The 24,628-nt window shown below is 64.8% G+C and carries 27 protein-coding genes; 13 read left to right on the plus strand and 14 right to left on the minus strand.

Annotation, left to right across the window (positions count from 1 at the left end; translation table 11 throughout):
* The 3 genes from L0V05_RS03025 to L0V05_RS03035 are packed head-to-tail and all read left to right on the plus strand — an operon-like array spanning position 1 to position 1,872.
* Positions 1-864: a D-amino-acid transaminase gene (locus L0V05_RS03025; protein WP_234868362.1), complete on the plus strand. Its 864-nt coding sequence runs from the start codon at positions 1-3 to the stop codon at positions 862-864.
* A gap of 4 nt (positions 865-868) precedes the next feature.
* Positions 869-1,576: an AzlC family ABC transporter permease gene (locus L0V05_RS03030; protein ID WP_234868365.1), complete on the plus strand. Its 708-nt coding sequence runs from the start codon at positions 869-871 to the stop codon at positions 1,574-1,576.
* On the plus strand, positions 1,573-1,872 hold the full coding sequence (locus L0V05_RS03035; protein ID WP_234868367.1) for an AzlD domain-containing protein: 300 nt from the start codon (positions 1,573-1,575) through the stop codon (positions 1,870-1,872). Before L0V05_RS03030 ends, L0V05_RS03035 begins: the two co-directional genes overlap by 4 nt.
* 3 nt (positions 1,873-1,875) lie before the next feature.
* Here L0V05_RS03035 and L0V05_RS03040 read toward each other — a convergent pair whose 3' ends face one another.
* Together L0V05_RS03040 and L0V05_RS03045 are read right to left on the minus strand one after the other, a co-directional pair.
* On the minus strand, positions 1,876-2,199 hold the full coding sequence (locus L0V05_RS03040; RefSeq protein ID WP_234868369.1) for a DUF1244 domain-containing protein: 324 nt from the start codon (positions 2,197-2,199) through the stop codon (positions 1,876-1,878).
* A gap of 222 nt (positions 2,200-2,421) precedes the next feature.
* Positions 2,422-3,153 (minus strand): N-formylglutamate amidohydrolase, encoded by a 732-nt coding sequence (locus L0V05_RS03045; protein WP_234868371.1) that lies wholly within the window; start codon positions 3,151-3,153, stop codon positions 2,422-2,424.
* Positions 3,154-3,293: 140 nt separating this feature from the next.
* On the opposite strand from L0V05_RS03045, the gene pyk reads away from it, so the two are divergent.
* The 7 genes from pyk to pheT all read left to right on the plus strand — a co-directional run bounded on the left by pyk (position 3,294) and on the right by pheT (position 10,278).
* Positions 3,294-4,739: a pyruvate kinase gene (pyk, locus tag L0V05_RS03050; RefSeq protein ID WP_234868373.1), complete on the plus strand. Its 1,446-nt coding sequence runs from the start codon at positions 3,294-3,296 to the stop codon at positions 4,737-4,739.
* Positions 4,740-4,869: 130 nt separating this feature from the next.
* A complete protein-coding gene (locus L0V05_RS03055) occupies positions 4,870-5,094 on the plus strand; it encodes a hypothetical protein (protein WP_234868375.1) in 225 nt (74 codons plus the stop codon).
* A gap of 123 nt (positions 5,095-5,217) precedes the next feature.
* Positions 5,218-5,418 carry a 50S ribosomal protein L35 gene (gene rpmI / locus L0V05_RS03060; protein ID WP_234868377.1) on the plus strand — a complete coding sequence of 67 codons (201 nt, stop codon included), beginning with the start codon at positions 5,218-5,220 and terminating at the stop codon, positions 5,416-5,418.
* 12 nt (positions 5,419-5,430) lie between these two features.
* Positions 5,431-5,796 (plus strand): 50S ribosomal protein L20, encoded by a 366-nt coding sequence (gene rplT, locus L0V05_RS03065; protein ID WP_234868379.1) that lies wholly within the window; start codon positions 5,431-5,433, stop codon positions 5,794-5,796.
* Between the two features lie 133 nt (positions 5,797-5,929).
* Positions 5,930-6,343 (plus strand): hypothetical protein, encoded by a 414-nt coding sequence (locus L0V05_RS03070; RefSeq protein ID WP_234868381.1) that lies wholly within the window; start codon positions 5,930-5,932, stop codon positions 6,341-6,343.
* Between the two features lie 76 nt (positions 6,344-6,419).
* Entirely contained in the window at positions 6,420-7,502 is a 1,083-nt protein-coding gene (gene pheS, locus L0V05_RS03075; protein WP_234868383.1) for a phenylalanine--tRNA ligase subunit alpha, read from the plus strand.
* A gap of 358 nt (positions 7,503-7,860) precedes the next feature.
* Positions 7,861-10,278, plus strand: coding sequence for a phenylalanine--tRNA ligase subunit beta (pheT, locus tag L0V05_RS03080; RefSeq protein WP_234868385.1), 2,418 nt, complete (start codon positions 7,861-7,863; stop codon positions 10,276-10,278).
* A 39-nt stretch (positions 10,279-10,317) separates the two neighbouring features.
* Here the strand turns inward: pheT and L0V05_RS03085 are convergent, their stop codons facing one another.
* Together L0V05_RS03085 and L0V05_RS03090 are read right to left on the minus strand one after the other, a co-directional pair.
* On the minus strand, positions 10,318-10,986 hold the full coding sequence (locus tag L0V05_RS03085) for a DUF1523 family protein (protein WP_234868387.1): 669 nt from the start codon (positions 10,984-10,986) through the stop codon (positions 10,318-10,320).
* A gap of 13 nt (positions 10,987-10,999) precedes the next feature.
* Positions 11,000-11,266, minus strand: coding sequence for a hypothetical protein (locus tag L0V05_RS03090; RefSeq protein ID WP_234868389.1), 267 nt, complete (start codon positions 11,264-11,266; stop codon positions 11,000-11,002).
* A gap of 103 nt (positions 11,267-11,369) precedes the next feature.
* On the opposite strand from L0V05_RS03090, the gene L0V05_RS03095 reads away from it, so the two are divergent.
* The gene (locus tag L0V05_RS03095) at positions 11,370-12,644 is read left to right on the plus strand and encodes an acetylornithine deacetylase/succinyl-diaminopimelate desuccinylase family protein (RefSeq protein ID WP_234868392.1); all 1,275 of its coding nucleotides are present in this window, start codon (positions 11,370-11,372) and stop codon (positions 12,642-12,644) included.
* A 108-nt stretch (positions 12,645-12,752) separates the two neighbouring features.
* Here L0V05_RS03095 and panC read toward each other — a convergent pair whose 3' ends face one another.
* Complete coding sequence (gene panC, locus L0V05_RS03100) at positions 12,753-13,595, minus strand: pantoate--beta-alanine ligase (RefSeq protein ID WP_234868394.1); 843 nt, start codon at positions 13,593-13,595, stop codon at positions 12,753-12,755.
* Complete coding sequence (gene panB, locus L0V05_RS03105) at positions 13,592-14,428, minus strand: 3-methyl-2-oxobutanoate hydroxymethyltransferase (RefSeq protein ID WP_234868396.1); 837 nt, start codon at positions 14,426-14,428, stop codon at positions 13,592-13,594. Before panB ends, panC begins: the two co-directional genes overlap by 4 nt.
* 171 nt (positions 14,429-14,599) lie before the next feature.
* Here panB and L0V05_RS03110 point away from each other — a divergent pair, with 171 nt between their 5' ends.
* On the plus strand, positions 14,600-14,944 hold the full coding sequence (locus tag L0V05_RS03110) for a cupin domain-containing protein (protein ID WP_234868398.1): 345 nt from the start codon (positions 14,600-14,602) through the stop codon (positions 14,942-14,944).
* Positions 14,945-14,989: 45 nt separating this feature from the next.
* Here the strand turns inward: L0V05_RS03110 and L0V05_RS03115 are convergent, their stop codons facing one another.
* From L0V05_RS03115 to L0V05_RS03125, 3 genes are all read right to left on the minus strand, one after another.
* Positions 14,990-15,805 carry a L,D-transpeptidase gene (locus tag L0V05_RS03115; RefSeq protein ID WP_234869187.1) on the minus strand — a complete coding sequence of 272 codons (816 nt, stop codon included), beginning with the start codon at positions 15,803-15,805 and terminating at the stop codon, positions 14,990-14,992.
* 161 nt (positions 15,806-15,966) lie between these two features.
* The gene (locus L0V05_RS03120) at positions 15,967-18,138 is read right to left on the minus strand and encodes an esterase-like activity of phytase family protein (RefSeq protein ID WP_234868400.1); all 2,172 of its coding nucleotides are present in this window, start codon (positions 18,136-18,138) and stop codon (positions 15,967-15,969) included.
* Positions 18,139-18,237: 99 nt separating this feature from the next.
* The gene (locus L0V05_RS03125; RefSeq protein ID WP_234868402.1) at positions 18,238-18,936 is read right to left on the minus strand and encodes an SDR family oxidoreductase; all 699 of its coding nucleotides are present in this window, start codon (positions 18,934-18,936) and stop codon (positions 18,238-18,240) included.
* A gap of 144 nt (positions 18,937-19,080) precedes the next feature.
* On the opposite strand from L0V05_RS03125, the gene L0V05_RS03130 reads away from it, so the two are divergent.
* Positions 19,081-20,088: a P1 family peptidase gene (locus tag L0V05_RS03130; protein ID WP_234868404.1), complete on the plus strand. Its 1,008-nt coding sequence runs from the start codon at positions 19,081-19,083 to the stop codon at positions 20,086-20,088.
* On the opposite strand, the gene L0V05_RS03135 is transcribed toward L0V05_RS03130, so the two are convergent.
* The 5 genes from L0V05_RS03135 to uvrC form a co-directional block, all read right to left on the minus strand.
* Positions 20,075-20,515, minus strand: a complete 441-nt coding sequence (locus tag L0V05_RS03135; protein WP_234868406.1) for a molybdenum cofactor biosynthesis protein MoaE — start codon at positions 20,513-20,515, stop codon at positions 20,075-20,077. The genes L0V05_RS03130 and L0V05_RS03135 overlap by 14 nt on opposite strands.
* 5 nt (positions 20,516-20,520) lie before the next feature.
* The gene (moaD, locus tag L0V05_RS03140; protein WP_234868408.1) at positions 20,521-20,769 is read right to left on the minus strand and encodes a molybdopterin converting factor subunit 1; all 249 of its coding nucleotides are present in this window, start codon (positions 20,767-20,769) and stop codon (positions 20,521-20,523) included.
* A complete protein-coding gene (pgsA, locus tag L0V05_RS03145) occupies positions 20,766-21,431 on the minus strand; it encodes a CDP-diacylglycerol--glycerol-3-phosphate 3-phosphatidyltransferase (protein ID WP_234868410.1) in 666 nt (221 codons plus the stop codon). Before pgsA ends, moaD begins: the two co-directional genes overlap by 4 nt.
* A 70-nt stretch (positions 21,432-21,501) precedes the next feature.
* Entirely contained in the window at positions 21,502-22,383 is an 882-nt protein-coding gene (locus tag L0V05_RS03150) for a DMT family transporter (RefSeq protein WP_234868412.1), read from the minus strand.
* 104 nt (positions 22,384-22,487) lie between these two features.
* Positions 22,488-24,362 carry an excinuclease ABC subunit UvrC gene (gene uvrC, locus L0V05_RS03155; protein ID WP_234868414.1) on the minus strand — a complete coding sequence of 625 codons (1,875 nt, stop codon included), beginning with the start codon at positions 24,360-24,362 and terminating at the stop codon, positions 22,488-22,490.
* Between the last annotated feature and the right edge of the window lie 266 nt (positions 24,363-24,628).

Below are 24,628 nucleotides of genomic sequence, written 5' to 3' on the forward strand. Positions count from 1 at the left end.
ATGACCCGCATTGTCTATGTCAACGGCGACTACCTGCCGGAAACCGAGGCCAAGGTCTCGATCTTCGACCGCGGCTTCCTGATGGCCGATGGCGTTTACGAGGTCACCAGCGTGCTCGGCGGCAAGCTGATCGACTTCACCGGACATTGCGCCCGGTTGGCCCGGTCGCTGAAGGAACTCGACATGGCTCCCGCCGTTTCGGACGAGGAACTGCTGGCGATCCACCGCGAATTGATCCGCCGGAACGATCTGGTGGACGGCATGATCTATCTGCAGGTCACCCGAGGCGCGCCTGGCGACCGCGACTTCGCCTTCCCTGATCCGGCAACGACTCCCTCGACCCTGGTCCTCTTTACCCAGTCGAAGCCGGGACTGGCAGACAGCCCGGTGGCGAAGGTCGGCCAGAAGGTGATCTCGATCCCCGACATCCGGTGGGGTCGGCGCGACATCAAGACGGTGCAACTTCTCTACCCGTCGATGGGCAAGATGATGGCCAAGAAGGCCGGCGTCGACGATGCCTGGCTGGTCGAGGACGGCTTCGTCACCGAGGGCACCTCGAACAACACCTATATCGTCAAGGGCAACCGCATCATCACCCGGCCCCTGTCGAACGATATCCTTCACGGGATCACCCGCGCCGCCGTGCTGCGCTGCGCTGCCGAGGCGCAGATGGAAGTCGAGGAACGACCCTTCACCATCGATGAGGCGAAGAAGGCCGATGAAGCATTCTTCACCTCGGCCTCGGCCTTTGTCATGCCGGTGGTGGAGATTGACGGCGCAACGCTTGGCTCGGGCAAGCCCGGCCCCGTTGCCACCCGCCTGCGCGAGATCTACCTCGACGAAATGCGCAAGGCCGCGATCTGACCCCATGCACGCGCCCTTGACCGCCGACGGCCTGCGGCGCGGGGCGCGGGATGCGCTACCTCTTGGCCTCGGCATCTTCGTCTACGGTCTGGCCTTCGGGCTGGTGGCCGCCCAGGCCCATCTCGCGCTGACGCAGGCGCTGGCCACCAGCGCGGCGGTCTACTCCGGCTCGGCGCAGCTCGCTGCCCTGAACCTGATACAGACCGGGCAATTCACCCTGGCGACCCTCGCCGCGACGATCCTTTTGATGAACGCGCGCTACGTCATGTTCGGCGCAGCCCTCCAGCCCTGGCTGCATCAGGCTTCGCCGCCGCTGGCTTTTGCAAGCCTGCTGCTTCTTGGCGATGCGAACTGGATCCTTGTCATGCGCCGGATCGAGCAGGGCGAAGCGGACCGGGCCTATCTCGCCGGGACGGGCCTGCCGATGTTCGCGGGCTGGATGGCGGGAACGGCGCTTGGCGCATTGGCCGGGCATGTGCTGCCTGATCCGCATACGCTGGCTGCCGACCTGATGCTACCGGCCTTCGCTGCGGCGATGATGACCGCGATGATCCGCAGCCGCGTCCAGCTCTTGCCTGCGGCCATCGGCGCGGTCGTGGCCGTACTGGTGTTCGAATTCGCCGGAACGGGTTGGGCGATCATAGCCGCCGGGCTGGCAGGAGGGGCAGCGGCTGCGGCGGGATGGCGACCACCGTACGGTGGGACATTATGACCTATCCATTCCCCGTCCTGCTTCTGGTCATGGCGGCTGCGGCGCTGTTCTGCCGGATCGCCGGCTACGTCACCATGCGCTACCTGCCCTCGTCGCCCCGGCTGGAGGCGGCGCTGCGCGCCACGCCGATCTCGGTCATGGCGGCAATCGCCGCTCTCGCCATTGTCAACGGCGGGATGATCGAGGCCGCCGCTCTGGCTGCCGCTGTCGGGCTGACGCTGCTGATCGGCAATGACGTGGCGGCCGCACTGCTGGCGGTCGCGCTGGCGGCGCTGATGCGCGCGGTCTGGGGCTGACCCTCAGCGCTTCTCGCCGACATTCTCGCGGAATGCCACCTCGAAGGCCGCCTTCTTCTCGACGCTCGCCTCGGTCTGGTGTTTGGCCACCCAATCGGCATAGGGCATGCCATAGACGATCTCACGTGCGGCGTCCTTGGAAAGACTGACGCCCTTTGCCTCGGCCGCTTCCTGGTACCAGCGGCTCAGGCAGTTGCGACAGAAGCCGGCCAGGTTCATCAGGTCGATGTTCTGGGCGTCGGGGCGTTTTTCCATCAGGTGATGGACAAGGGCGCGAAAGGTGGCGGCCTCGAGTTCGGTGCGCGTTGCGGGATCGATGTCAGGCATGGGAACCTCGTTTCTCGGCCTCTTCTACCCGCAAACCGGACCAGACGGAATGGCAGGCCAAGGCGCCCGCTCCGATCTCGACATAGTCGGCTTCCATGACCTGCCGCATGCTGACCTCACATCCGTTGCGGAATTCCGTGTCGTTGCCGGCGAGTTGGAGACCTGCGAGAGAAGCGTATCCACCGGCAGGAGCAAATCTAGTCCAGAAACCGGACTGGCCGCCTATACGGCCGCCAGCGCCTCCGCGAGGATGGGAGCAAGCCGTGCCGCCCAGTTGGCCTGCTCTGCTTCAGTCGCGATGAGGTCGTTGCGCAACTCGATGAGCGTGTTGTGCCGGCCAGACTGCAGCGCGTGCCGGTCGATCGCATCGCCGGGCAGATGACCGTCATAAGGCTCGTTGTCGCCGACGCAGAGATCCGGCTCGGCTCTCAACCGGGCGAGTAGCGCCTGCGAGAGCCGGCCATCAAGGAAGGAATGCAGGATGCCCACATGCCAGGGCCGCGGCGGGCGCCCGCGCAGGCTCGGCGTGAAGGAATGGATTGCGACAATCGCAGTGTCGGGCCGGCGCGCCGCCAGCCGCTCGTAGGCCGCATGATAAGGGCGATAGAGCAGATCGAGGCGCCGCTCGATTTCGGCGGCATCGGCCCACCGGTTGGCCGGGATGATCGTGCCGTCATAGAGCTTCATCACCAGCGTTGGATCGTCTTCGCCCCGGTTCGGATCGATCACCAGCCGGGAGAAATTGCTGAGGATCACAGGCGCTTCGAGTACCTCGCCCAAGGCGACGGCGACACCGGCCGCACCCGGATCATAGGCGATATGGCGCGACATGTCCTCTTGAGCGATGCCAAGCGATCCGCCGCCGATCGCTTCGGGAACCCGGTTGGTGGCGTGGTCGCAGGTTATCAGCCAGCGCGAGTTCCGCTCTTCTCCGATGATCCGATAGGCATCCACGCGCCACTCCCGACATGTGTTCGTCTCGTTCGGCGATTAGCCGGTATTGGGGGAATCCGCCAGTTGCTCGACCCGGTGAATTGGGCGATAAGGCCGGTGGCCCACCACGACAGATGAACGCGAAAAAGGATCGAGGCACAATGAGACGCCTTCGCAACGTGAAGATCGTGGCCACGCTCGGGCCGGCTTCCAGTGACGAAACCACCATCCGGGCTTTGTTCGAGGCAGGAGCCGATGTGTTCCGCCTGAACATGAGCCACGGCACGCATGACGATATCCGCGGCCGCCACACCATCATCCGCAAGATCGAGGCCGATACCGGCCGTCCGATTGCGATTCTGGCCGACCTGCAGGGTCCGAAGCTGCGCGTCGGCGTCTTTGCCAACGGATCCGAAGAGCTTGTCGAAGGCGCGAAGTTCCGCATGGACCTGACCGATGCGCCCGGCGACGTCACTCGCGTACAACTGCCGCACCCTGAGATCTTTGCCGCGCTGGAGCCTGGAGCGTCGCTTCTGGTCAATGACGGCAAGATCCGCCTGAAGGTCGATGAATGCGGCCCCGATTTTGCGAACTGCACAGTTACGGTCGGCGGAACGATTTCGAACCGCAAAGGCGTGAACGTACCCGATGTGGTGCTACCTGTGGCGGCGCTTTCGGCGAAGGACCGAAAGGATCTCGAATTCGCCTGTGAGCTTGGTGTGGACTGGCTGGCGCTGTCTTTCGTGCAGCGCCCCGAGGACGTGATCGAAGCGCGCGAACTGGCCCGCGGTCGGGCCGCCATCCTGTCGAAGATCGAGAAACCGGCGGCGGTCAAGGCCTATGCGGATATTCTTGCCGTATCCGACGGTATCATGGTGGCGCGCGGCGACCTTGGCGTTGAATTGCCCGTGCAGGCGGTGCCGCCGATCCAAAAGCGGCTTGTCCGTGGCGCGCGCGCGGCGGCCAAACCGGTGATCGTTGCGACCCAGATGCTCGAATCGATGATCGAGTCCCCGGTGCCAACCCGGGCCGAGGTGTCCGACGTCGCGACCGCGATCTACGAGGGCGCCGATGCGGTGATGCTTTCAGCCGAATCCGCAGCAGGCCAGTATCCGGTCGAGGCGGTGACGACGATGAACAATGTCGCGCTTTCGGTCGAAAGCGACCCGACCTATCGCGACGTGATCGAGGCCAGCCGTTCGGCCGTGCGCAACACCATGGCGGACGGCATAGTTTCGGCCGCGCGAGAGATCGCCGAGACGACCGAGATCAAGGCGATCTGCTGCTTCTCGCAGACCGGCAACACCGTGGCGCTTGTGGCGCGCGAACGTCCGCGCGTTCCGATCCTCGGTTTGACTCCACTGGTGAGTACGGCCCGCCGCATGTGCCTGACCTGGGGCACGACCTGCGTCGTGACCGGCGAACAGGAACGCTTCAAGGGCGCGGTCATCGCCGCGGTTCGAGCAGCGCTGAATTACGGCTTTGCCACCGAGAAGGACCACATCGTGCTGACCGCCGGCGTGCCGTTCAACGTGCAGGGCACGACGAACATCCTGCGCATCGCCCCCTGCGACGAACGGCTGATCTACAAAGCCGATCCGGAATAGGCGCGCCACCGCTGCGGGTACCCCTGAAGGTGGCGCCCGCAGCAGTTGCATTTTGCGACAGTCAGTTGATCTGAAGGCTCGTTCCGCGGTATTCTAGTGATTGGGGGCTCTGGTCTTGTAGGTGGAGCCTATGGATACCGACGTGATGTTCGTGGCCGGCACGGTCTTGGTTGCCGTGACGTTGCCCGCGCTTCTGACGGCCTATACTGAGGGACGCGTGCCGCGCATTCCGATCGCGATGTTGCTGGCCGGTGGAATGCTTGTCACCTATGCCCTGCACGAAAGGCCCTCGGGATACTCGTTTGCCGAGATTCCTTCGGTCTTCGAGCGCGTGTTTTCCAAGATGGGCGCCTGAGGCTTTCGTCTTTTCCCTTGCATCCCGGGCGGGCGGCTTCTATACGCCGCCCCTCGATACCCGCGCGGCCGGCCAATGTGGCATGCCGAGTCGTGCGTTAACCGCTCGAAAGAGGAGATGGAAATGCCCAAGATGAAGACCAAATCGGCCGCGAAGAAGCGTTTCCGCTTCACGGCCTCCGGCCGCGTGAAGGCCGGTCCTGCCGGCAAGCGCCATGGCATGATCAAGCGCACGGCGAAATTCGTCCGCGAAGCGACGGGGACCATGATCCTGTCGGACAGCGACGCGAAGATCGTCAAGAAATACATGCCCTACGACCGGTAAGGAGAGAGACCCATGTCCCGCGTCAAATCCGGCAAGGTGACCCACGCCCGTCACCGCAAGGTGATCAAGGCCGCGTCGGGCTATTATGCCGCCCGCTCGACCAACTTCCGCACCGCGACCCAGGCCGTCGACAAGGCGAACCAGTACGCGACCCGCGACCGCAAGACCCGCAAGCGCAACTTCCGCGCCCTGTGGATCCAGCGCATCAACGCGGCCGTCCGTCTGTTCGACGCCGAGATGACCTATTCGCGCCTGATCGACGGTCTGAACAAGGCCGGCATCGAGGTGGACCGCAAGGTTCTGGCCGATCTCGCCGTGCACGAGCCCGAAGCGTTCAACGCGATCGCGGCCCAGGCGAAGAAGGCGATTGCCGCCTGATCTCAGGTCCGGCTGCGACCGATCGAACCCCGCCACGGCGACAGCCGGGCGGGGTTTTTCATTGTGGCGGATCATCAGGGCTCGACGCGAAAGCAGCAGCAGTTCAGGCTATGGACTTAAGCCGGAGGTTCCGATGAAGCTCTTGACCCTGACCTGTCTTTTGCTAACGCCATTCGCCGCGCAGGCGGCCCCGCTGGACAAGCTGCCGCTCTCGGCGGGGTTCTACGTCACCCAGGGCACCTCCTGTGCCGAAGCCTCCAACGCCACGCTCACACTTGTCGGCGGCCAGACCTTCAACTGGCCGCAGCAGGCCTGCGCCGTGCAGAGCATCGACCAGACCGGCCCAACGCAGTACGCGGTGACCATGGCATGCGAGGCGACTGCGGATTTCCCGGCCGAGACCCTGTCGATCAAGCTCGAAATCCCGAGCGAGAAGGCATACGGCCTCTCCTTCGAGGATGAACCGCCGGCGATGTCGTCCTTCTGCCCGCAGGCCGAGATGCCAGAGCCGTGGCGCAGCAACGACCTGTCCAGCATCTTGAAATAGGTCGCACACCGCTCCCGGCCTTGCATTCGCGCCGACCCATCGCTAGCACCGTCTCGCCAGCCAACCGGAGACTGACATGGACGGGCTCGACACGCTCAAGGCGCGCTTCATCGCGGCCGTTTCCGCCGCCTCGGACGAGGCTGCCCTGGAAGAGGTGCGCCTTGCCGCGCTTGGCAAGAAGGGCGAGATCAGCGCGCTGATGGCCGGGCTCGGCAAGATGGACCCCGAGGCGCGCAAGGCCGCCGGCGCCCAGCTCAACATCCTGAAGGACGAGATCGACGCGGCCCTCCGCGCCAAGAAGGCAGCACTTGCCGATGCCGCTCTGAACGAGCGGCTGCAGGCGGAATGGCTGGACGTCACTCTCCCCGGTCGCCCGCGGCGCATGGGCACCATCCACCCGGTCAGTCAGGTGATGGACGAGCTGACGGCGATCTTCGCCGACATGGGCTTTGCGGTCGCCGAAGGCCCGCAGGTCGAAAGCGACTGGTACAACTTCGACGCTCTGAACATTCCGCCCGAGCATCCCGCCCGGCAGGAGCATGACACCTTCTTCATGGCGCGGGCCGAAGGCGACAACCGCCCGCCCCACGTCCTGCGCACCCACACCTCGCCGGTGCAGATCCGCGCGATGGCCGCGCAGGGCGCGCCGATCCGCGTCATCGCACCTGGCCGGGTCTACCGGATGGACATGGACCAGACCCATACGCCGATGTTCCACCAGGTCGAAGGTCTCGCCATCGACCGCGATATCAGCATGGCCAACCTGAAATGGACGCTCGAGGAATTCTGCCGCGCCTTCTTCAAGGTGCCCTCGGTCGAGCTTCGCTTCCGCGCCAGCCACTTCCCCTTCACCGAGCCCTCGGCTGAGGTCGACATCCGCTGCTCGTGGGAAGGCGGCCAGCTGAAGATCGGCGAGGGCGACAAGTGGATGGAGATCCTTGGCTCCGGCATGGTGCACCCGAAGGTGCTTGCGGCGGCGGGCGTGGACCCGACCCAGTGGCAGGGCTTCGCCTTCGGGATGGGCATCGACCGGATCGCCATGCTGAAATACGGCATCCCCGACCTGCGCGCCTTCTTCGAGTCCGACCTGCGCTGGCTGCGCCATTACGGCTTTGCCGCGCTCGACATGCCGGATCTGGCGGGCGGTCTAAGCCGCTGACGTGCCAATGAAAAAGGCGGGGCCCGAAGGCCCCGCCCGATAACCTAAAACTCTGGCGTTGTTACTCGTTAAACGACTGTCTTCAGCACCGTCAGCCCCCGCATGGTGCACTGCTGCCAGACTGAAAGACCTTTCTCAAATCAGCGATGAGGGAAGCGATTTCCGTGATCCCTTGATAGCGCGACTCCCCCGCGCCCGTCTCGCAAAATGCGGCAGAACCGTGGCAACATCGCGTTTCCCCTGTGGAAACCGCTGCGGGATTTCCAGCAGGGCCGGGCTTTCCCTTTCGCCCTCCATCGGCTAATCCGCAGGGGATCATGCGGGCTTGCCCCGCCACAGCACGCCCTGGGAAATCGCCATGAAGTTCACCCTGTCCTGGCTCAAGGATCATCTCGAAACCGAGGCCCCGCTCGATGCGATCCTCGATGCGCTGACCGACCTCGGCCTTGAAGTCGAGGAAGTCGCGGATCCGGTCGCCTCGCTCGGCGCCTTCCGCATCGCTCGGGTGATCGAGGCAGTCCAGCATCCCAATGCCGACCGCCTGCGCGTCTGCCGGGTCGAGACGCTTCCCGACGGCCCCGGTGGCCGCGTGGAAGAGGTGCAGGTGGTCTGCGGCGCGCCAAACGCCCGCACCGGCCTGGTCGGCGTCTTCGCCCCGCCCGGCACCCATGTGCCAGGCACCGGCGTGGACCTGAAGCCCGGCGTCATCCGCGGTGTCGAGTCCAACGGCATGCTCTGCTCGGAGCGCGAGTTGATGCTGTCGGACGACCACAACGGCATCATCGAACTTCCGGCCGACGCCCCGCTCGGCATGCGCTTCATTGATTACCGAGGCCTCAACGACCCGATGATCCATGTGAAGATCACCCCGAACCGCCCGGACGCGCTCGGCGTGCGCGGCATCGCCCGCGATCTGGCGGCACGGGGCCTCGGCAAGCTGAAGCCGCTGGAGATCCCGGCGATCAAGGGCAGCTTCAAGAGCCCGATCGGCGTGACCATCGACCATGCGCTGAAGACCAAGGGCTGTCCGCTGTTCGCCGGCCGCCTGATCCGCGGCGTGAAGAACGGCCCCTCGCCAGACTGGATGCAGGCGCAGCTCAAGGCCATTGGTTTGCGCCCGATCTCGACGCTGGTCGACATCACAAACTACTTCACCTTCGCGCTGAACCGCCCGCTGCACGTCTTTGACGCGGCCAAGGTCAAGGGTTCGCTTCGCATCCACCCGGCCAAGGGCGGCGAGGAACTGCTCGCGCTCGACGGCAAGACCTACACGCTGAAGCCGGGGATGATGCTGATTTCCGACGATGCCCAGCCGGAGTCCCTTGCCGGGATCATGGGGGGCGAGCTGTCGGGCTGCACCGAGGCGACGACCGACGTGTTCCTGGAGAGCGCCTACTGGGATCCGATCACCATCGCCGCCACCGGTCGCGCGCTGAAGATCAACTCGGATGCCCGCTACCGCTTCGAGCGCGGCGTGGACCCGGCCTTCACCCTGCCCGGCCTCGACCTTGCCACGCAGATGGTGCTCGACCTCTGCGGCGGGGAGGCGTCGGAACTGGTCGTCGATGGCGCCGTGCCCGAGACCGACCGCGCCTATCGCCTCGACCCGGCCCGCGTCGTCAGCCTCGTCGGCATGGACATCCCCGAGGCAGAGCAACGCGCGACCCTGACCGCGCTTGGCTTCACGCTCAAGGGCGACATGGCTCATCCGCCGACCTGGCGCCCCGACATCCAGGGCGAGGCCGATCTGGTCGAGGAAGTGGCCCGCATCGCCTCGCTGACGAAGCTTCAGGGCAAGCCGCTGTCGCGCCCCGTCTCGGGCGTCCTGCGCCCGATCCTGACCCCGCAGCAGGAGCGTGAACGGGCGGCCCGGCGGATGCTGGCCGGCCTCGGCTACAACGAATGCGTGACCTACAGCTTCATCGACGCCAAGGCGGCTGCGCTCTTCGGCGGCGGTGCCGAGGCCGTGCGCATCGACAACCCGATCTCGTCCGAAATGACGCATCTCCGCCCCGACCTCCTGCCCGGCCTTCTGCAAGCCGCCGCCCGCAATCAGGCGCGCGGTTTCATGGACCTTGCCCTGTTCGAGGTCGGCCCGGTCTTTGCCGGTGGCGAGCCGGGCGAACAGGCTGTCCACGCGACCGGCCTCCTCGTCGGCGCCGCCGCCGCCCGCGATCCCTTCGGTTCGCGCCGTCCGGTCGACCTGTTCGATGCCAAGGCCGATGCCGAAGCCGTGCTCGCCACGCTCGGTGCGCCCGCCCGCGTGCAGATCACGCGCAAGGCCGAGGGGTGGTGGCATCCCGGCCGCTCGGGGGTAGTGGCACTCGGGCCAAACGCGCTTGCGACCTTCGGCGAGGTGCACCCATCCGTCTTGCGCGCGCTCGACGTGAAGGGGCCAGCGGTGGCTTTCACCATCCGCATCGCCAATGTGCCGCTGCCCAAGGTCAAGACGCCCACCCGCCCGGCGCTGAAGCTGTCTGACCTTCAGGCGGTCGATCGTGACTTCGCCTTCGTCGTCGATGCCAAGGTCGAGGCGCTTACACTGGTCAATGCCGCACAGGGTGCCGACAAGGCCCTGATCGAAAGCGTCCGGGTCTTCGACCAGTTCACCGGCGACAAGGCCGAGGCGCAGATGGGAGCGGGCAAGAAGTCCGTGGCCCTGACGGTCCGACTGCAGCCCGTCGAAAAGACCCTGACCGAAGCCGAGATCGAGGCGGTGAGCGCCAGGATCGTCGAGAAGGTGACCAAGGCCTCGGGCGGGACGCTGCGCAGCTGAGAGAGACGATGCGGCCGGGACGACCGGCCGCGATTCCAGTTACCGCCGGAACAGGCTGCCGAACCACGCCCGGAAGCGGCCCCAACGTGTCCGCGCGCGAAGCCGCGCGGCATCGGCGCTTGCGTCGAGATCGTCCAGGGTATGTCCCACCGACTTGACTGCCGGGTCGACCATCCGTTCCCAGAACTGCAGCCACATCCGCCGGATGATCAGCACCAGCAGCACCAGGACCACGATGATCGTGATGTTGAGCCAGGGGAAGAAGGTGACGTTCGGCCCGTCCACCGGGCGCAGGCTGATCGCGTTCGGATAGATCGACAGCCAGGCGATGCGCCAGCCATATTTGGTGATCGCCACCCATTTTGGCGCCTCGCCGGACGACTTCATGTCCGACGCCTTCGCCTGAAGGTTCGAGCTGTCGTATTTGAAAAAGGGCGGCCAGATCCAGCCAGTGTCCTCGTTGCGATAGACGATCACCTTACCGTTCGGCCGCACCGCCTCGATGAAACGGATATCGCGTGTCGTGGACGATTCCGCCGTTCCCACATCGGGCGTGGCATAGAAGATCGAATTCTCGCCGACCGTGGTCAGCCGGTTGTAGGTATTGGTGATCCGCACCACATCGCGCTGCGGCAGGGTGTAGTGCAGGAACAGCGCGACGATCACCAGAAGGGTGATCCCCACCGTCCACTTCAACGCGCTCCACATTCCCTGCTCTCCTTCACTGATGGTTCACGACATAGACGATGATCGCGATCACCACCGCCGGGATAACATAGACGAGCGCGATCAGCTTGCGCCTTAGCCCGTGCTGATACCGCTTCAACCCCTCATGGATATAGGCGTCGCGGTCCTGATCCACACCGCCCGCATCCCATTCCTTCTCGAGCCGCTCGCGCTCCACCGACCGCGAATAGACCGAGACCAGCAGATAGACGATCGACAGCCCGACAAAGCCGAAGACCACGAGCCTGAGCAAACCGATCATCCGCGCCCCCGAAGCATCAGGTCCGCACTCTCGCAAATCGCGGCGGCAGCGTCACCCCGGAAAGCGGTTGCCGGGAGCCCGGTCGCAGGGCAAGCTTTGCGCCATGACCGACACGCTCCTTACCGAGATCGACCAGCGGCGCGAGGATCTGATCCGGCTGACGCAGGACTTGATCCGCATCCCGACGCTGAACCCGCCGGGGCAGAACTATCGCCAGATCTGCGAATATCTCGCGGCGCGGCTGATGATGCACGGTTTTCAGGTCGAGTTCATCCGCGCGGAAGGTGCACCCGGCGACAGCGACGCCCATCCGCGCTGGAATCTCGTCGCGCGGCTCGAAGGGTCGGCGCCCGGCGACTGCGTGCATTTCAACAGCCACCATGACGTGGTCGAGGTCGGCCATGGCTGGACCCGCGACCCTTTCGGCGGGGAGCTGGACGGAGACCGCATCTACGGCCGCGGCGCCTGCGACATGAAGGGGGGCCTCGCCGCCTCGGTCATCGCCGCCGAAGCCTTCATCGCCGCCCGACCCGACTTCCGCGGCGCAATCGAGATAAGCGCTACGGCCGATGAGGAATCGGGCGGCTATGGCGGCGTGGCCTACCTCGCCCAGCAGGGCCGCTTCTCGCCCGATGTGGTGCAGCACGTCATCATCCCCGAGCCGCTGCACAAGGACCGCATCTGCCTTGGCCATCGCGGCGTCTGGTGGGCCGAGGTCGAGACCAAGGGCCGCATCGCCCACGGCTCGATGCCCTTCCTGGGCGACAGTGCCATCCGCCACATGGGCGCGGTGCTGCACCAGATCGAGACACAGCTTTATCCCCTGCTCGCCACCCGCCACACGGCGATGCCTGTGGTGCCGGAAGGTGCCCGCGCCTCGACGCTCAACATCAACTCGATCCACGGCGGCGAGCCCGAGCCGGAGCCCGGTTACACCGGCCTTCCGGCACCCTGCGTCGCCGACCGCTGCCGCATCATCCTCGACCGTCGCTTCCTGATCGAAGAGGACCTGGCGCAGGTGAAGGGCGAGCTCACCGCCCTGCTCGAGCGGGTCAAGGCCGAACGCCCGAGCTTCCAGTACGAGATCCGCGACCTGTTCGAGGTCCTTCCGGTCATGGCCGACCGGGACGCGCCGGTCGTCCGCTCCACCGCCGCGGCCATCGAGAGGGTGCTGGCGCGCGAGGCCGAGTATGTCGTCTCGCCCGGCACCTACGACCAGAAGCACATCGACCGCATCGGCCGCCTGCACAACTGCATCGCCTACGGACCGGGCCTGCTGCATCTGGCCCATCAGCCCGACGAATGGGTTGGGGTTCAGGACATGCTCGACTCGGCCCGGGTCATGGCTCTGGTCCTCGACGACCTGCTCGCACCCTGATCCTTTCTTCTTTTGGGCAGGTATCCTCGGGGGTGAATGGCCCGACACGGGCCAGAAGGGGCGGAAAACCCCCTTTCCATTGCGAATTTTCGCAGAAAATTCGGGCCTTTAAACCGCGATATTGTCGATCAGGCGCACACCGCCGACCCAGGCGGCGGCCAGAAGCCGCCCCGGTCCGTCCAGCTCGTCGATCCAAAGCAGCGTCTCGGCATCGCAGAGGTCGATATACTCCACCTCGTCGAAGCCCGCCGCCAGCAGCGCCGCCTTCGCGGCGTCAAGTGTGGGATGTACCGGCCCGCCCGCCCGCATCGCACCTGCCGCCTTCGCCATCTCGCGCGGGAGCGCCGAAGCGATTGTTCTGGCCTCGGGCGAGAGCCGCACGTTGCGGGACGAGCGGGCGAGATTGTCAGGCTCACGGATCGTCGGGCAGCCAACGATCTCAACGGGCAAATTCAGGTCCGCAACCAGGCGACGGACGACCTGCAGCTGCTGCCAGTCCTTCTCGCCGAAATAGGCGCGGTCGGCGAGAGTCATGCCGAAGAGCTTGGTGACCACCGTGGCCACACCATCGAAATGGCCGGGCCTGTGCAGCCCTTCCAGACGGGTGCTGATGCCCCCGACCGAGACATTGGTGGCAAAGCCTTCGGGATAGACCTCGTCCGGCATCGGCGCAAAGATCGCGTCCACGCCAAGCGGCGCAAGCAGCGCGGCATCGGCGGCCTCTGTCCGGGGATACTTTGCGAGGTCGTCGGCGCTGTTGAACTGCTTGGGGTTGACGAAAATCGTGACGATTACCCGTTTGCAGTCCCGTTGCGCCGCGCGCACGAGGCTCAGGTGGCCGTCGTGCAGCGCGCCCATTGTGGGGACGACACCGACAGCGGCGCCCTCGGCCTTCCAGCCGCGCACCATCGCGCGCAACTCGGCCACCGTCCGAACGATGACCGGCCTCATTTCTTCGGCTCCGGCGCCTCGTCGGAAAAGACATGCTCGTTGCCGGGGAAGCGGCGGGCGCGGACATCAGCGGCATAGGCGGCAACCGCTTCACCTGCTGTGCGCCCAAGTTCGGCATACCGCTTCACAAATTTCGGGCGGAAGTCGGTAAAGAGGCCAAGCATGTCATCGACTACCAGAACCTGCCCGTCGCAGTCCGGCGACGCACCGATGCCGATCGTCGGGATCGCGATTTCCGACGTGATCCGGCTGGCAAGGCTATGCGGCACTTTTTCCAGGACCACCGAGAAAGCCCCGGCACGAGTAACCGCCTCGGCATCGGAGCGGACGCGGGCGGCATCCTCGGCGCGGCCCTGGACCTTGTACCCGCCAAAGACGTTTACTGCCTGCGGCGTAAGCCCGACATGCGCCATCACCGGAATGCCGCGCGCCACGAGGAAGGCTATCGTCTCGGCCATGTGCTGGCCGCCTTCCAACTTCACCGCACCGGCGCCGGCTTCCACCATGACCTTGGCCGCGTTGCGGAAGGCCTGCTCGGGGCTTTCCTCGTAGCTGCCAAAGGGCATGTCGATCACGACAAGCGATTTCTCCGACCCGCGCACCACCGCACGACCGTGAAGGATCATCATCTCGAGCGTCACGCCAAGGGTGGAAGGCAGGCCGTGGATCACCATCCCGAGACTGTCGCCCACCAGAAGCACATCGCAATGCGGGTCCGAAATCCGGGCCATCGGCGTGGTATAGGAGGTCAGGCAGACGATCGGATCCCCGCCCTTGCGGCCGAGGATGTCGGGCGGCGAAAGGCGGCGGCTGGTCGGGGCGGAGGCACTCATGTCGCGGTTCCGTCAGTCTGTGGGCCACCCCACTCATATCGTGCTGCGAATGCGAAGGCTATGCCGATTGCGCATGGCTCCATTCGGCCCTGTCCCTGCGCCGGGCGCGGTACGCTGTTCCCTGCGGCGATGAGCCGAGATAGAGAGGGGCGCCAGAACAAGGAGCCTCCCATGTCCGAAACGCTCGTCCGCCTGGACCGCAACACCATTCCGTCCGAGACGGCCCGGCCCGACGCCGCGAAGGTCGTCAAGGGCGACCCTGTCCATAGCACCTGGAACCTCGAAGATCGGGATGGTCTGTACTGCGGCCTGTGGCAATCGACTCCCGGCGCCTGGCGGGTGACCTACGAGGAGTGGGAATACGTCCACATCCTTGAGGGGGTCTCGATCCTGCACGAGGACGGCCATCCACCGGTGACACTTCGGGCGGGCGACAGCTATGTGATCCGCCCCGGCTTCAAGGGAGTTTGGGAGGTCGTCGAGACCACGCTCAAGGATTACGTGATCCGCACTTGAGGCTACAAAGACAAAGGCCCGGGACTGACCCGGGCCTTTTGCGTTTCAACCGTTCGTCGGGCTCGACGGAGGCGGGTTGTTAGCCTCGGTCATCCGGGCATTGACCCCCAGCTCGAGTTTCGACCTGCGTTCGGCGACATGGGCCAGAGCCTCTTGCTCGGACATGCCTTCCGGGACCTGCACGATCCGACCGAACTCGTCGTCGATCCAGATGCCTTCCAGAGCGCGCGACTCGTCCAGCGTGCGAACATGCACGGGCGTGCCGATATCAACGCGGTTGTAGAGATCGATGATGTCCTGGTTGAACAAGCGGATACAACCTGCCGAGGTCGCCCGCCCGATCGACGCCGGGTCGATCGTGCCGTGGATACGGAACATCGTGTCGCGGCCGCCGCGATAGAGATAGAGCGCCCGCGCCCCGAGCGGGTTGTCCAGCCCACCGGGCAGACCGGCGGCATAGGGGGCGTACAGGTCGGGACGGGTGCGAACCATGTTGCGGGTCGGCTGCCATGACGGCCACTCCGCCTTGCGCTGGATCGTGCCGCTGCCCTTGAAAGACAGGCCTTCGCGCCCAACGGCGATGCCGTAACGCACCGCACGGCCACCATCGAGCACGTAGTAGAGCCGACGCGAATAGACGTCGACCACGATGGTCCCCGGGGCTTCCGGCCCGAAGTAGTCAACCTCCGTCCGGATATTGTGGGTGATCAGGTATTCCTTGGGGACGGCCGGGATGAAGTATTCACCATCCTGGAAGCCATCATACATGGGATTGACGGCCTGCATCGTGACCGGCGGACCATTCGGCGCGCAGGCGGACAAGACGGCAAGAACAGCAAGAATAAGGAAGCGGCGAAGGATCAGCGGCACTTGATGGACCGTCTCAGGATTCGTGGAAGGGCGGGCCGAGACTTCTGGCATGGTGGCGTGGAAGGTCAAGTGTTTCGTGCCCGCCACCTAAGAAAAGCCCCCGGAAACCGCGTTCCGGGGGCTGATCTGTGGCAGAAACGTTGCGGCTGCGGTCAATCGATCTTGCCGACCGTCCAGAACAGCGTCTCGCCCGAGCTGTCATCGACTCCATCATTGTCGGTCACGAGCCAGGCATTGCCCTCGGCATCGAAGGTCATGCCCTCGACCTTGTCGACGATGTAGCCGTTCTGCGCCGCGAGGTCGGGCAGCAGGTCGCGCACCTTCTCCTTGGTGACGACCGGCAGATCCTTGCCCAGTTCGACGGGGACCATCTGACTAACGGGAACGCGGGTGATCTGCTTGACCGCCGCCTTCTCGGCTACCTGGTTGTCGCGCTCGACGAAGTAGACGTAGTCACCATGGCGCACGATCTCGGACAGGCCCATCCAGCCGCCTTCGGGGGCCTTGTCGAGCGGATAGCGGACGGCGCCCCAGGATTCGTTCGCCGGATCGTAGGAGATCAGCTTTACCTGACCTTCCGGGTCATCGCCCCATTCGCGTTGGACCGCCATCCAGAGCTTGCCATCGATCAGAGTGATGCCTTCGAAACCATAGCGCGTTTCACCCGCAAGCAGTTCCGCCGGCAGCGCAACCTCGGTATCGATCTCTCCTTCGGCATCAACATGGTAGAGGGCATGGGGCACCAGCTTGTCGCTGCGCCCTTCCGACACCAGCCAGAAGCCACCTTCGCCATCGGCGGCGATCCCTTCCAGATCAAGCTTCTGTGCCGCGTCGCCGCCGCGCGTGACCAGCGTCGCTGCCGTGATCCGCGCCGGCTTGGCGGTGACATCGATGGTGTAGATCGTGGGCGCCGCCGAATAGACCGAGTCCGACACGGCGTAGAGGATGCCGGGTATCGCCGGATCGGAGGTCAGGCCCGAAAGCGCGCCCCAGCCGATCAGCGGGTCGCTGCCGGCCGAGGTCAGCGTCGGATAGGACGCGGGACCGTCCTGAAGCTGGTAGAGCATGACATGCGCCGAGGCGCCACCATCTTCGCGCAGGTCGACTTCGTTGGCAGTGACCAGAAGGCCACGTTCCGGGATCGCGACCAGACCTTCCGGGCTGATCCCCGAAGGCAGGATCTGCTTCAGCACCGGGTTCTTGAGGTCCGAGATGTCATAGACGGCGATAACCGACCCACGCTCCGACGCGAGGAAGGCCATCGGCACGCCGTCGAAGGTCGCGATTTCGACCGACTCGATCTCGACACCTTTCGACTTCGAACGATGCTCGGGATAATGCCCCATCGCGGCGATGGCGCGTTCCAGCGACGCGCCGGAGTCCCAGACAACCGAGACGTCCCTGGTCAGGATCGTCCAGCCGCGCGATCCGCCCTCGTAATCGCCTTCGTTGGCAATCGCGACATGGTCTTCGTCGATCCATTTCACGCCATCGGGCTCGCGCAGGGCGCCGTCACGCTTCGAGGTGAAGTCGAGCTTGCCGTTCTTCTTGCTGTCGATGCCGTCGAGATCGACAGACCCGGCGGAGAAATGATGCAGGATCTTGCCGTCGCTGCCGACCACGACGATGTGGTTGTTCTCCTGCAGCGTCAGGGCGATCTCGCCCTTTGCGTTGATGTCGACGAATTCGGGCTCGGGGTCTTCCGGCGCGATCGCGGCAAGGCCTGTCAGTTCGATCTTCTGCAGGGCTGCGCAATCGGCGGCGCCATCCTTGACCGGCAGCTTCACCAGATAGCCTGCCGGCATCTGCGGCAGGGCACCTTCATTCAGATCCTCGTCCCGCTCGTTCTCGATGGCAATGGCCAGGAAGCTGCCATCAGGCGCGGCGGCCACGGAATCGGGCTGACCGCCAAGGTCGCATTCAGCCACGGCCTTGCGGGTGGCCAGGTCGACGGTCACGAGCTTGCCCGAGGGATTGGCCTTGCTTTCCGACGTATTGACCGCCGCAAAAGCCGTGCCGCCGATGATGTGTGCAGTGGTCGGCTCGCCGCCCATGTCGATGTTGCCAAGGGGTTTCGACTTGGCCGGGTCAGTGATGTCGATCAGCCCGATGACGCCGAGGGGGCTGTCGGTATAGACCAGCGTCTTGCCATCGGGGGAGACCGAGATGATCTCGGCGCTGGTCTCGCGCGATGCATCTTCGCCCGGCGCCATGTTCAGCGGCGTTGCAAAACTCGCTATGCGGTTGAAGTTCGTCTCGGCCAGAGCGGGCAGCGCCGCGCCCAGAGCCAGAAGCGAGGTCAGGCCGGCAAGCTTGACGGTCATGGACTATCCCCCAGTCAGTTGAATTGTCCCGCCCAGATGGGGGCGGGACATGACGTAGAGGCGACAGTTCGATGACGGTTCGGTTAAACCGCTGGAAATTCAGACCGAGCGGGCGAGACCGCCGTCGACCTTCAGGTTCTGGCCTGTGATGTAGCTCGCTTCGGGCGAGACGAAAAAGCTGACCGCCGCCGCGATTTCGGCAGTAGTCGCATAGCGGCCCATCGGGATGCGGGCGCGGATTTCCTCTTTCTCGGGGAAGCTGTCGGTGAAGCCTGGCAGTACATTGTTGATCCGGATGCCCTCGGGCGCGAATGTGTCGGCATAGACCTTCACGAATGCGGCAAGGCCGGACCTTGCGACGGCGGAGGTCGGAAAGCCCGCCTCGGGCTCGAAGGCGTTGTAGGACGAGATATTGACGATGGCGCCGGATTTCTGGGCGCGCATCGTCGGAGTCACGGCGCGGATCGGACGGATGGCAGAGAGGAAATAGACCTCGTATCCCTGCAGCCATTGCTCGTCGGTGATTTCGGCAATGGGTGCCCGTGGGCCATGCCCGGCCGAGTTCACCAGCGCGTCGATACGGCCCCACCGGTCGAGCGTGGCTTGCACGATCCGGTCGATGTCGGTCTGAGACTGGTTGGAGCCGGTCACGCCAAGACCGCCCAGCGCTTCCGCCAGCGCCTCGCCCTTCCCTGACGACGACAGGATCGCAACCTTGTATCCGTCGGCCGCCAGCCTGCGCGCCGCTGCCGCGCCGATGCCGCTGCCCCCAGCAGTGATGATCGCAACCTTGTCCATGAAATCCTCCATTGTTCGCGGCGCCCTGTGTGGCATGGCGGGCCGGCGGTGGGAAGCACACTTGCCTTGCCCGCTGGTTCCGTCAGGGTATGCCCTCGGGGGAAAGCCCCGCGAGATTGTCTGAAGTCATTGGAGCGGGCCGCGATGAAGCCGGGACCAAGAAACCTCATCACCGATGTCGAAGGCCTGACGGTCGGCAACGCCGAGGACACGAAAGTCAGGACTGGCTCGACTGTCCTTCTGGGCGACAAGCCCTTCACGGCGGCAGTCTGCGTGATGGGCGGGGCGCCGGGAACACGGGAGACCGATCTTCTGGCCCCCGACAAGCTGGTTCAGGAGGTCGATGCGCTGGTTCTGTCCGGAGGCTCGACCTTTGGTCTTGATGCCGCCTCGGGTGCAGTGGACGGCCTGCGCGAGATGGGGCGGGGCTTCGTTGTCGGCGATGCAAGGGTGCCCATCGTTCCCGGGGCAATCCTGTTCGACCTTATCAATGGCGGAGACAAGAGCTGGACCGAGAACCCCTACAAGCGGCTGGGTCGCGACGCCTTGGCAGCAGCAGGCAAGGACTTTGGCCTTGGCTCTGTCGGGGCCGGGTATGGAGCCACCACCGGCAGCTACAAAGGCGGGCTGGGCTCGGCCTCGGCGGTGCTGTCGAACGGGCTGGCCGTCGGGGCACTTGTGGCCGTGAACGCACTTGGCAGTCCAACGGTCGGCGACAGCCACCACTTCTGGGCGGCCCATTGGGAGATCGACGGCGAATTCGGAGGCTTCGGCGCGCCGCCCACGGCAATTCCGCTGGATGAACCCGTGCCGCGCAAGCGACTGGGCGAGGCCACGACGATCGCCATCGTCGCGACTGACGCCATCCTCACGCAGGCTCAGGCCAAGCGCATGGCCACGGCCGCCCATGACGGGATGGCGCGTGCCCTGGTACCCTCGCACACGCCATTCGACGGCGACCTGATCTTCGCTGCGGCGACGGGGCGCAAAACCCTGCCAGATCCTGTCGCCGATCCCTTCCTGCTGGGCCATGTTGCGGCCAGCTGTCTGTCACGGGCCATTGCGCGCGCGATCTATCTGGCTCAGCCGATTGAGGGGGACCTGCAAGAGGCCTGGGTCAGCCGCCACAAGCGGACTGTCACCAGCGGCTGAGCGCTTGTTCGTCGGTGTCTTTCGAGGCCACCCAACCGCTGCTGGTCGCGGTGATCTCCTTCTTCCAGAAGGGCGCGCGGGATTTGAGGTAATCCATCAGGAACTCGGCGGCGGCAAAGGCCTCGGCCCGGTGTGAGGCGGCAGTCGCGACCATCATGATCGGTTCGGACATCGCAAGACGGCCGTGGCGATGGATCACCAGCACACCGGTCAGGTGCCAGCGCAAGACAGCCTGATCGACCATGGCGGAGATCGCCTTCTGGGTCATGCCGGGATAGTGCTCGATTTCCATCGCCTGAAGCCCGCCCGCGATATCGCGCACGAGACCAGTGAATGTGACGATCGCCCCGGCGCCGGCCTGGGCGGCGGCAAAGGCATTCGCCTCCGCGCCAAGGTCGAAGGGTTCGGCCTGGATGCGAACAGACATGTGGCCTAGCCCCCGGTCATCGGCGGGAAGAACGCCACCTCGCGCACGCCGTCCAGAGGCGCCGAGAACTCCGACAGTTCCTGGTCGAGCGCCACACGCAGCGCCGCACGGTCGGCGAAAGCGACAGCATAGCGCTCTTCCCGGGCAGAAAGCTCGGCAACCAGGTCGTTCACGGTCGCTGCCTGAGTGTCGATCCGTTCGCGCGGAAGGCCGATGCGCTCGCGTACCCAGGCGAAGTAGAGAATGTCGATCATTGTCCGTCCCGGAGGTAGGGGAGCGACTTGCGGAAATATTCCCATCCGGTGACGAAGGTGAGGGCTGCGGCGATCCAGATCAAGACCAGGCCGACAAGTGTGGCATAGGACGAGCAGCCCCGCGCGCCGCAAGACCGGATTGGATCGGCAAGGCCCTGGCTGACGAGATCGGAATACTCCTGAACTGTCAGGCCCTGCCGCATGATGCCTTCCTGATGCTCAAGCCCGGTGCCGAGGAACAGGACCGCGATGGCCACCATCTGCGCCGTCGTCTTCCATTTCGCGAGTTGCGTGACCTTGAGGATCGGTCCCTTGCCGCCAAGATACTCGCGCAGACCTGAAACGAAAACCTCGCGGAACAGGATCACCGTGGCGGGGAGGATCAGCCAGGGGTTCATGCCGGAGTAGCCAGTGATGACCATGATCGCGATCACGACCATCGCCTTGTCGGCGATCGGATCGAGCATTGCGCCGAAGCGTGACTCCTGCTTCCAGAGTCGGGCGAGGTAGCCATCGAACCAGTCGGTTATGGCCGCCCCTATGAAGAGGGTCAGCGCGAACCAGTCGGCCCACGGGCGGTGAAAATACAGGAACATGATCGCTACGCCGGGTGCAGCGAGCAGGCGGAGGATCGTCAGCGTATTCGGGATCGTCCAGATCATCACAATGGGATAGCCCAATAATTGGGCTGTGGAAAAGGGAAAGCGTCTGGTGCCCTTTCGGGCGTGGACATCATGGCCCGGTCGCAACCGCTTGCGGGCGGGTCAGGGTCCAGATCAGATGCGCGACTGCCGCGGTCAGGATGATCGCGCCGCCGATCAAGGTCGGGGTCGGCGGCACCTCGCCCAGGAAGAGGAGGACCCAGGCCGGAGCGAACCCGGCGTTCAGAATGCCAAGTAGCCCCGCCTGCGCCGCAGGGATCCGCCGAACAGCCGAAAAGATGAGGAGGTTGCCACCGCCGAGCTGGATCGCCCCGAACAGGGCGAGCAGGAGCCAATCGCGCCCGGACGCCGTGGAAAAGCTGGCGAAAGGCAAGGCGAGCAGACCACTTGTCAGCACGGTAATCGCCACGACCGGCAGGATGTCCATCTTCGGGTTCTTGCGGATCACGAGGACGATTGCCGAGTAGCAGAACAGGCACCCGACCGCCAGAATGTCGCCGATGAGGCCCCCCGCGCTGGCGCCCGACGCCATCATGATGGCGATACCGGCAAAGCCCGCCAGCGCCGCCAGAAGCGTCGCCAGATCGAGCTTCTCTCCAAGGACGACGCGCGCGGCGAGGGCCGCGACGAAGGGTGCCGTCGCGAAGATCATGAAGAAGTTCGCGACCGATGTGTTGGCGAGTGAAAGGATGTTCATGACCATGCCCACGGCGTTGAGCAGGACAAAGGCCACGCCCCAGACTCCGAGCGTCACCAGCCGGCGCAGCCCACCCGGCCCGTCCCGTAGGACCAGCAGGAGTGCCAGGAAGGCAAAGGCCATGAAACCGCGACCCGATGCTGTGGTGAAACCGTCGGTGCCAAGCAGACGGGTGAACAGTCCCGAGGTCGAATCCACCATGGAGCCGAACAGCAGAAGCAAAAGGCCGAACTGAGAGGAGGACAACCGCGTCATGAAACCCCGGGGGCGACAGGCGCATCCCTCATGCCACGCGGCCGTGGTATTGAAAAGTGGCGCGCGCAAAGATGCCTGGAGCCCGAACCGGGACCCGGGGCCGTCTATCCGCGCTCGTGGAAGAAATCGTGGATCGTCTGGGCCATCGCGGCGCTGATCCCGTCAACCGCCATGAGGTCCTCGACGCCGGCACGGGCTACGGCCTTGGCGCTGCCGAAATGCGCCAGCAGCGCGCGCTTGCGGGTGGCGCCGACGCCCGGAATATCGTCGAGCGGCGTGGCGCTGACGGTCTTGGCCCGCTTCGCGCGGTGCGCACCGATCGCCCAACGGTGCGCCTCGTCGCGCAGGCGCTGGATGAAGTAGAGGACGGGCGAGTTCATGGGCAGCGCGAAGGGCGGTTCGCCCGGACGGTGGAACTCCTCTTTCCCAGCATCGCGGTCGATCCCCTTGGCGACGCCGACCATCGCGATGTCATCGACGCCGAGTTCCACCATGATCTCGGCCACGGCGCTGACCTGCCCTGCCCCGCCGTCGATCAGCAGAAGGTCGGGCCAGGCATCCGACTTGCGTTCGGGGTCTTCCTTGAGTAGGCGCTCGAAGCGGCGGGTCAGTACCTCCTTCATCATGCCGAAATCGTCGCTGTTCGCGCCTGCCTCGCCGCGGATGTTGAACTTGCGATACTGCGACTTCAGGAACCCGTCCGCCCCGGCGACGATCATGCCGCCGACGGCATTGGTGCCCTGGATGTGGGAGTTGTCGTAGACCTCGATGCGCTTCGGGGCGTCGTCGAGGTCGAAGGCCTCGGCCAGCCCGGCGAGGAGTTTGTTTTGCGTGGCGCTCTCGGCCATCTTGCGGGCCAGGCTCTCGCGGGCGTTGCGGGCGGCGTTCTCGACCAGTTCCGCCTTCTCGCCCCTCTGCGGTACGGCCAGTTCCACCTTGCGGCCCGCGCGGTCGGACAAGAGTTGGGTCACGAGGTCGGGGTTCTCGACCGGATGCGACAGCAGGATCAGGCGCGGTGGATCCTTGTCGTCGTAGAACTGGCTAAGGAAGGCTTCGAGGATCTCGGGCTCTTCGGCGCCGGCGCCCGTGCGGGGGTAGAAATCACGGTTGCCCCAGCTCTGGTTGGCGCGGATGAAGAATACCTGGACGCAGGCCTGCCCGCTTTCGAGGTGGACAGCGATCACGTCGGCTTCCGTCACCCCCTGCGGGTTGATCCCCTGCGTCGACTGCACCTGCGTCAGCGCCTTGATCCGGTCGCGGAGCGCCGCGGCGCGTTCGAACTCCATTGCCTCCGATGCTGCCGACATTTGCGCGGCAAGGTCGGCCTGGACCTTGGTCGTCCTGCCCTCGAGGAAGGCCTCGGCATCGGCCACCAACGCGTCGTATCCCGCCTCATCGATCTTGCCCACGCAAGGGGCTGAGCAGCGCTTGATCTGGAACAGCAGGCACGGCCGGGTACGGCTGGCAAACATCGCATCCGAGCAATTGCGCAGCAGGAACACCTTCTGCAGCTGGTTCAGCGTCCGGTTCACAGCGCCGGCGCTGGCGAACGGACCGAAGTAGCGGCCCTTCTCGGCCTTCTTGCCGCGATGCTTCTTGATCTGGGGAAAGGGGTGCTCGTGCGAGATCAGGATATTGGGAAAGCTCTTGTCGTCGCGCAGCAGCACGTTGTAGCGCGGCTTGAGCTGCTTGATGAGGTTCTGCTCCAGCAGCAGCGCCTCGGTTTCGGTCCGCGTCGTCAGGAACATCATCGACGCGGTCTCGGAGATCATCCGCGAGATACGCCCCGAATGGCCGGACGGGCGGGCATAGTTCGACACCCGCGCCTTGAGGTTGCGTGCCTTGCCGACATACAGAACCTCGGCCTGGGCGTTGAGCATCCGATAGACCCCGGGCGAGCCGTCGAGCGTCTTCAGATACCCCTGAATGACCTCGTAGCCGGTCCTGTGGGGTGCCTTTTCGATGTCACCATCGTTCATGTGAAATGGTCCAAACACGGTTCATCGATTCCCCTCTTTCGCTGCAACGAACCGCGGGCGGGGGCAAGGGGGAAGAAGTCCACCGTTTCTGTGGATAACTCTGCGCAAAACATTCCGGGATTTCGGAATTTTCCTTGTTTTCTGACGAGTTCGTGAATTTGCACAAAAAATAGGCGACTTTATAAGCTTATGTTTTAAAAAGGAATATTTTGTGAGATGGGGCAAATCCCTGAAAAACATGAAAGAAATGCGACAGACGCAGCCCT

The sequence above is a fragment of the Alitabrizicola rongguiensis genome (genome assembly GCF_021491355.1).
GTDB classification, from domain to species: domain Bacteria; phylum Pseudomonadota; class Alphaproteobacteria; order Rhodobacterales; family Rhodobacteraceae; genus Aliitabrizicola; species Aliitabrizicola rongguiensis.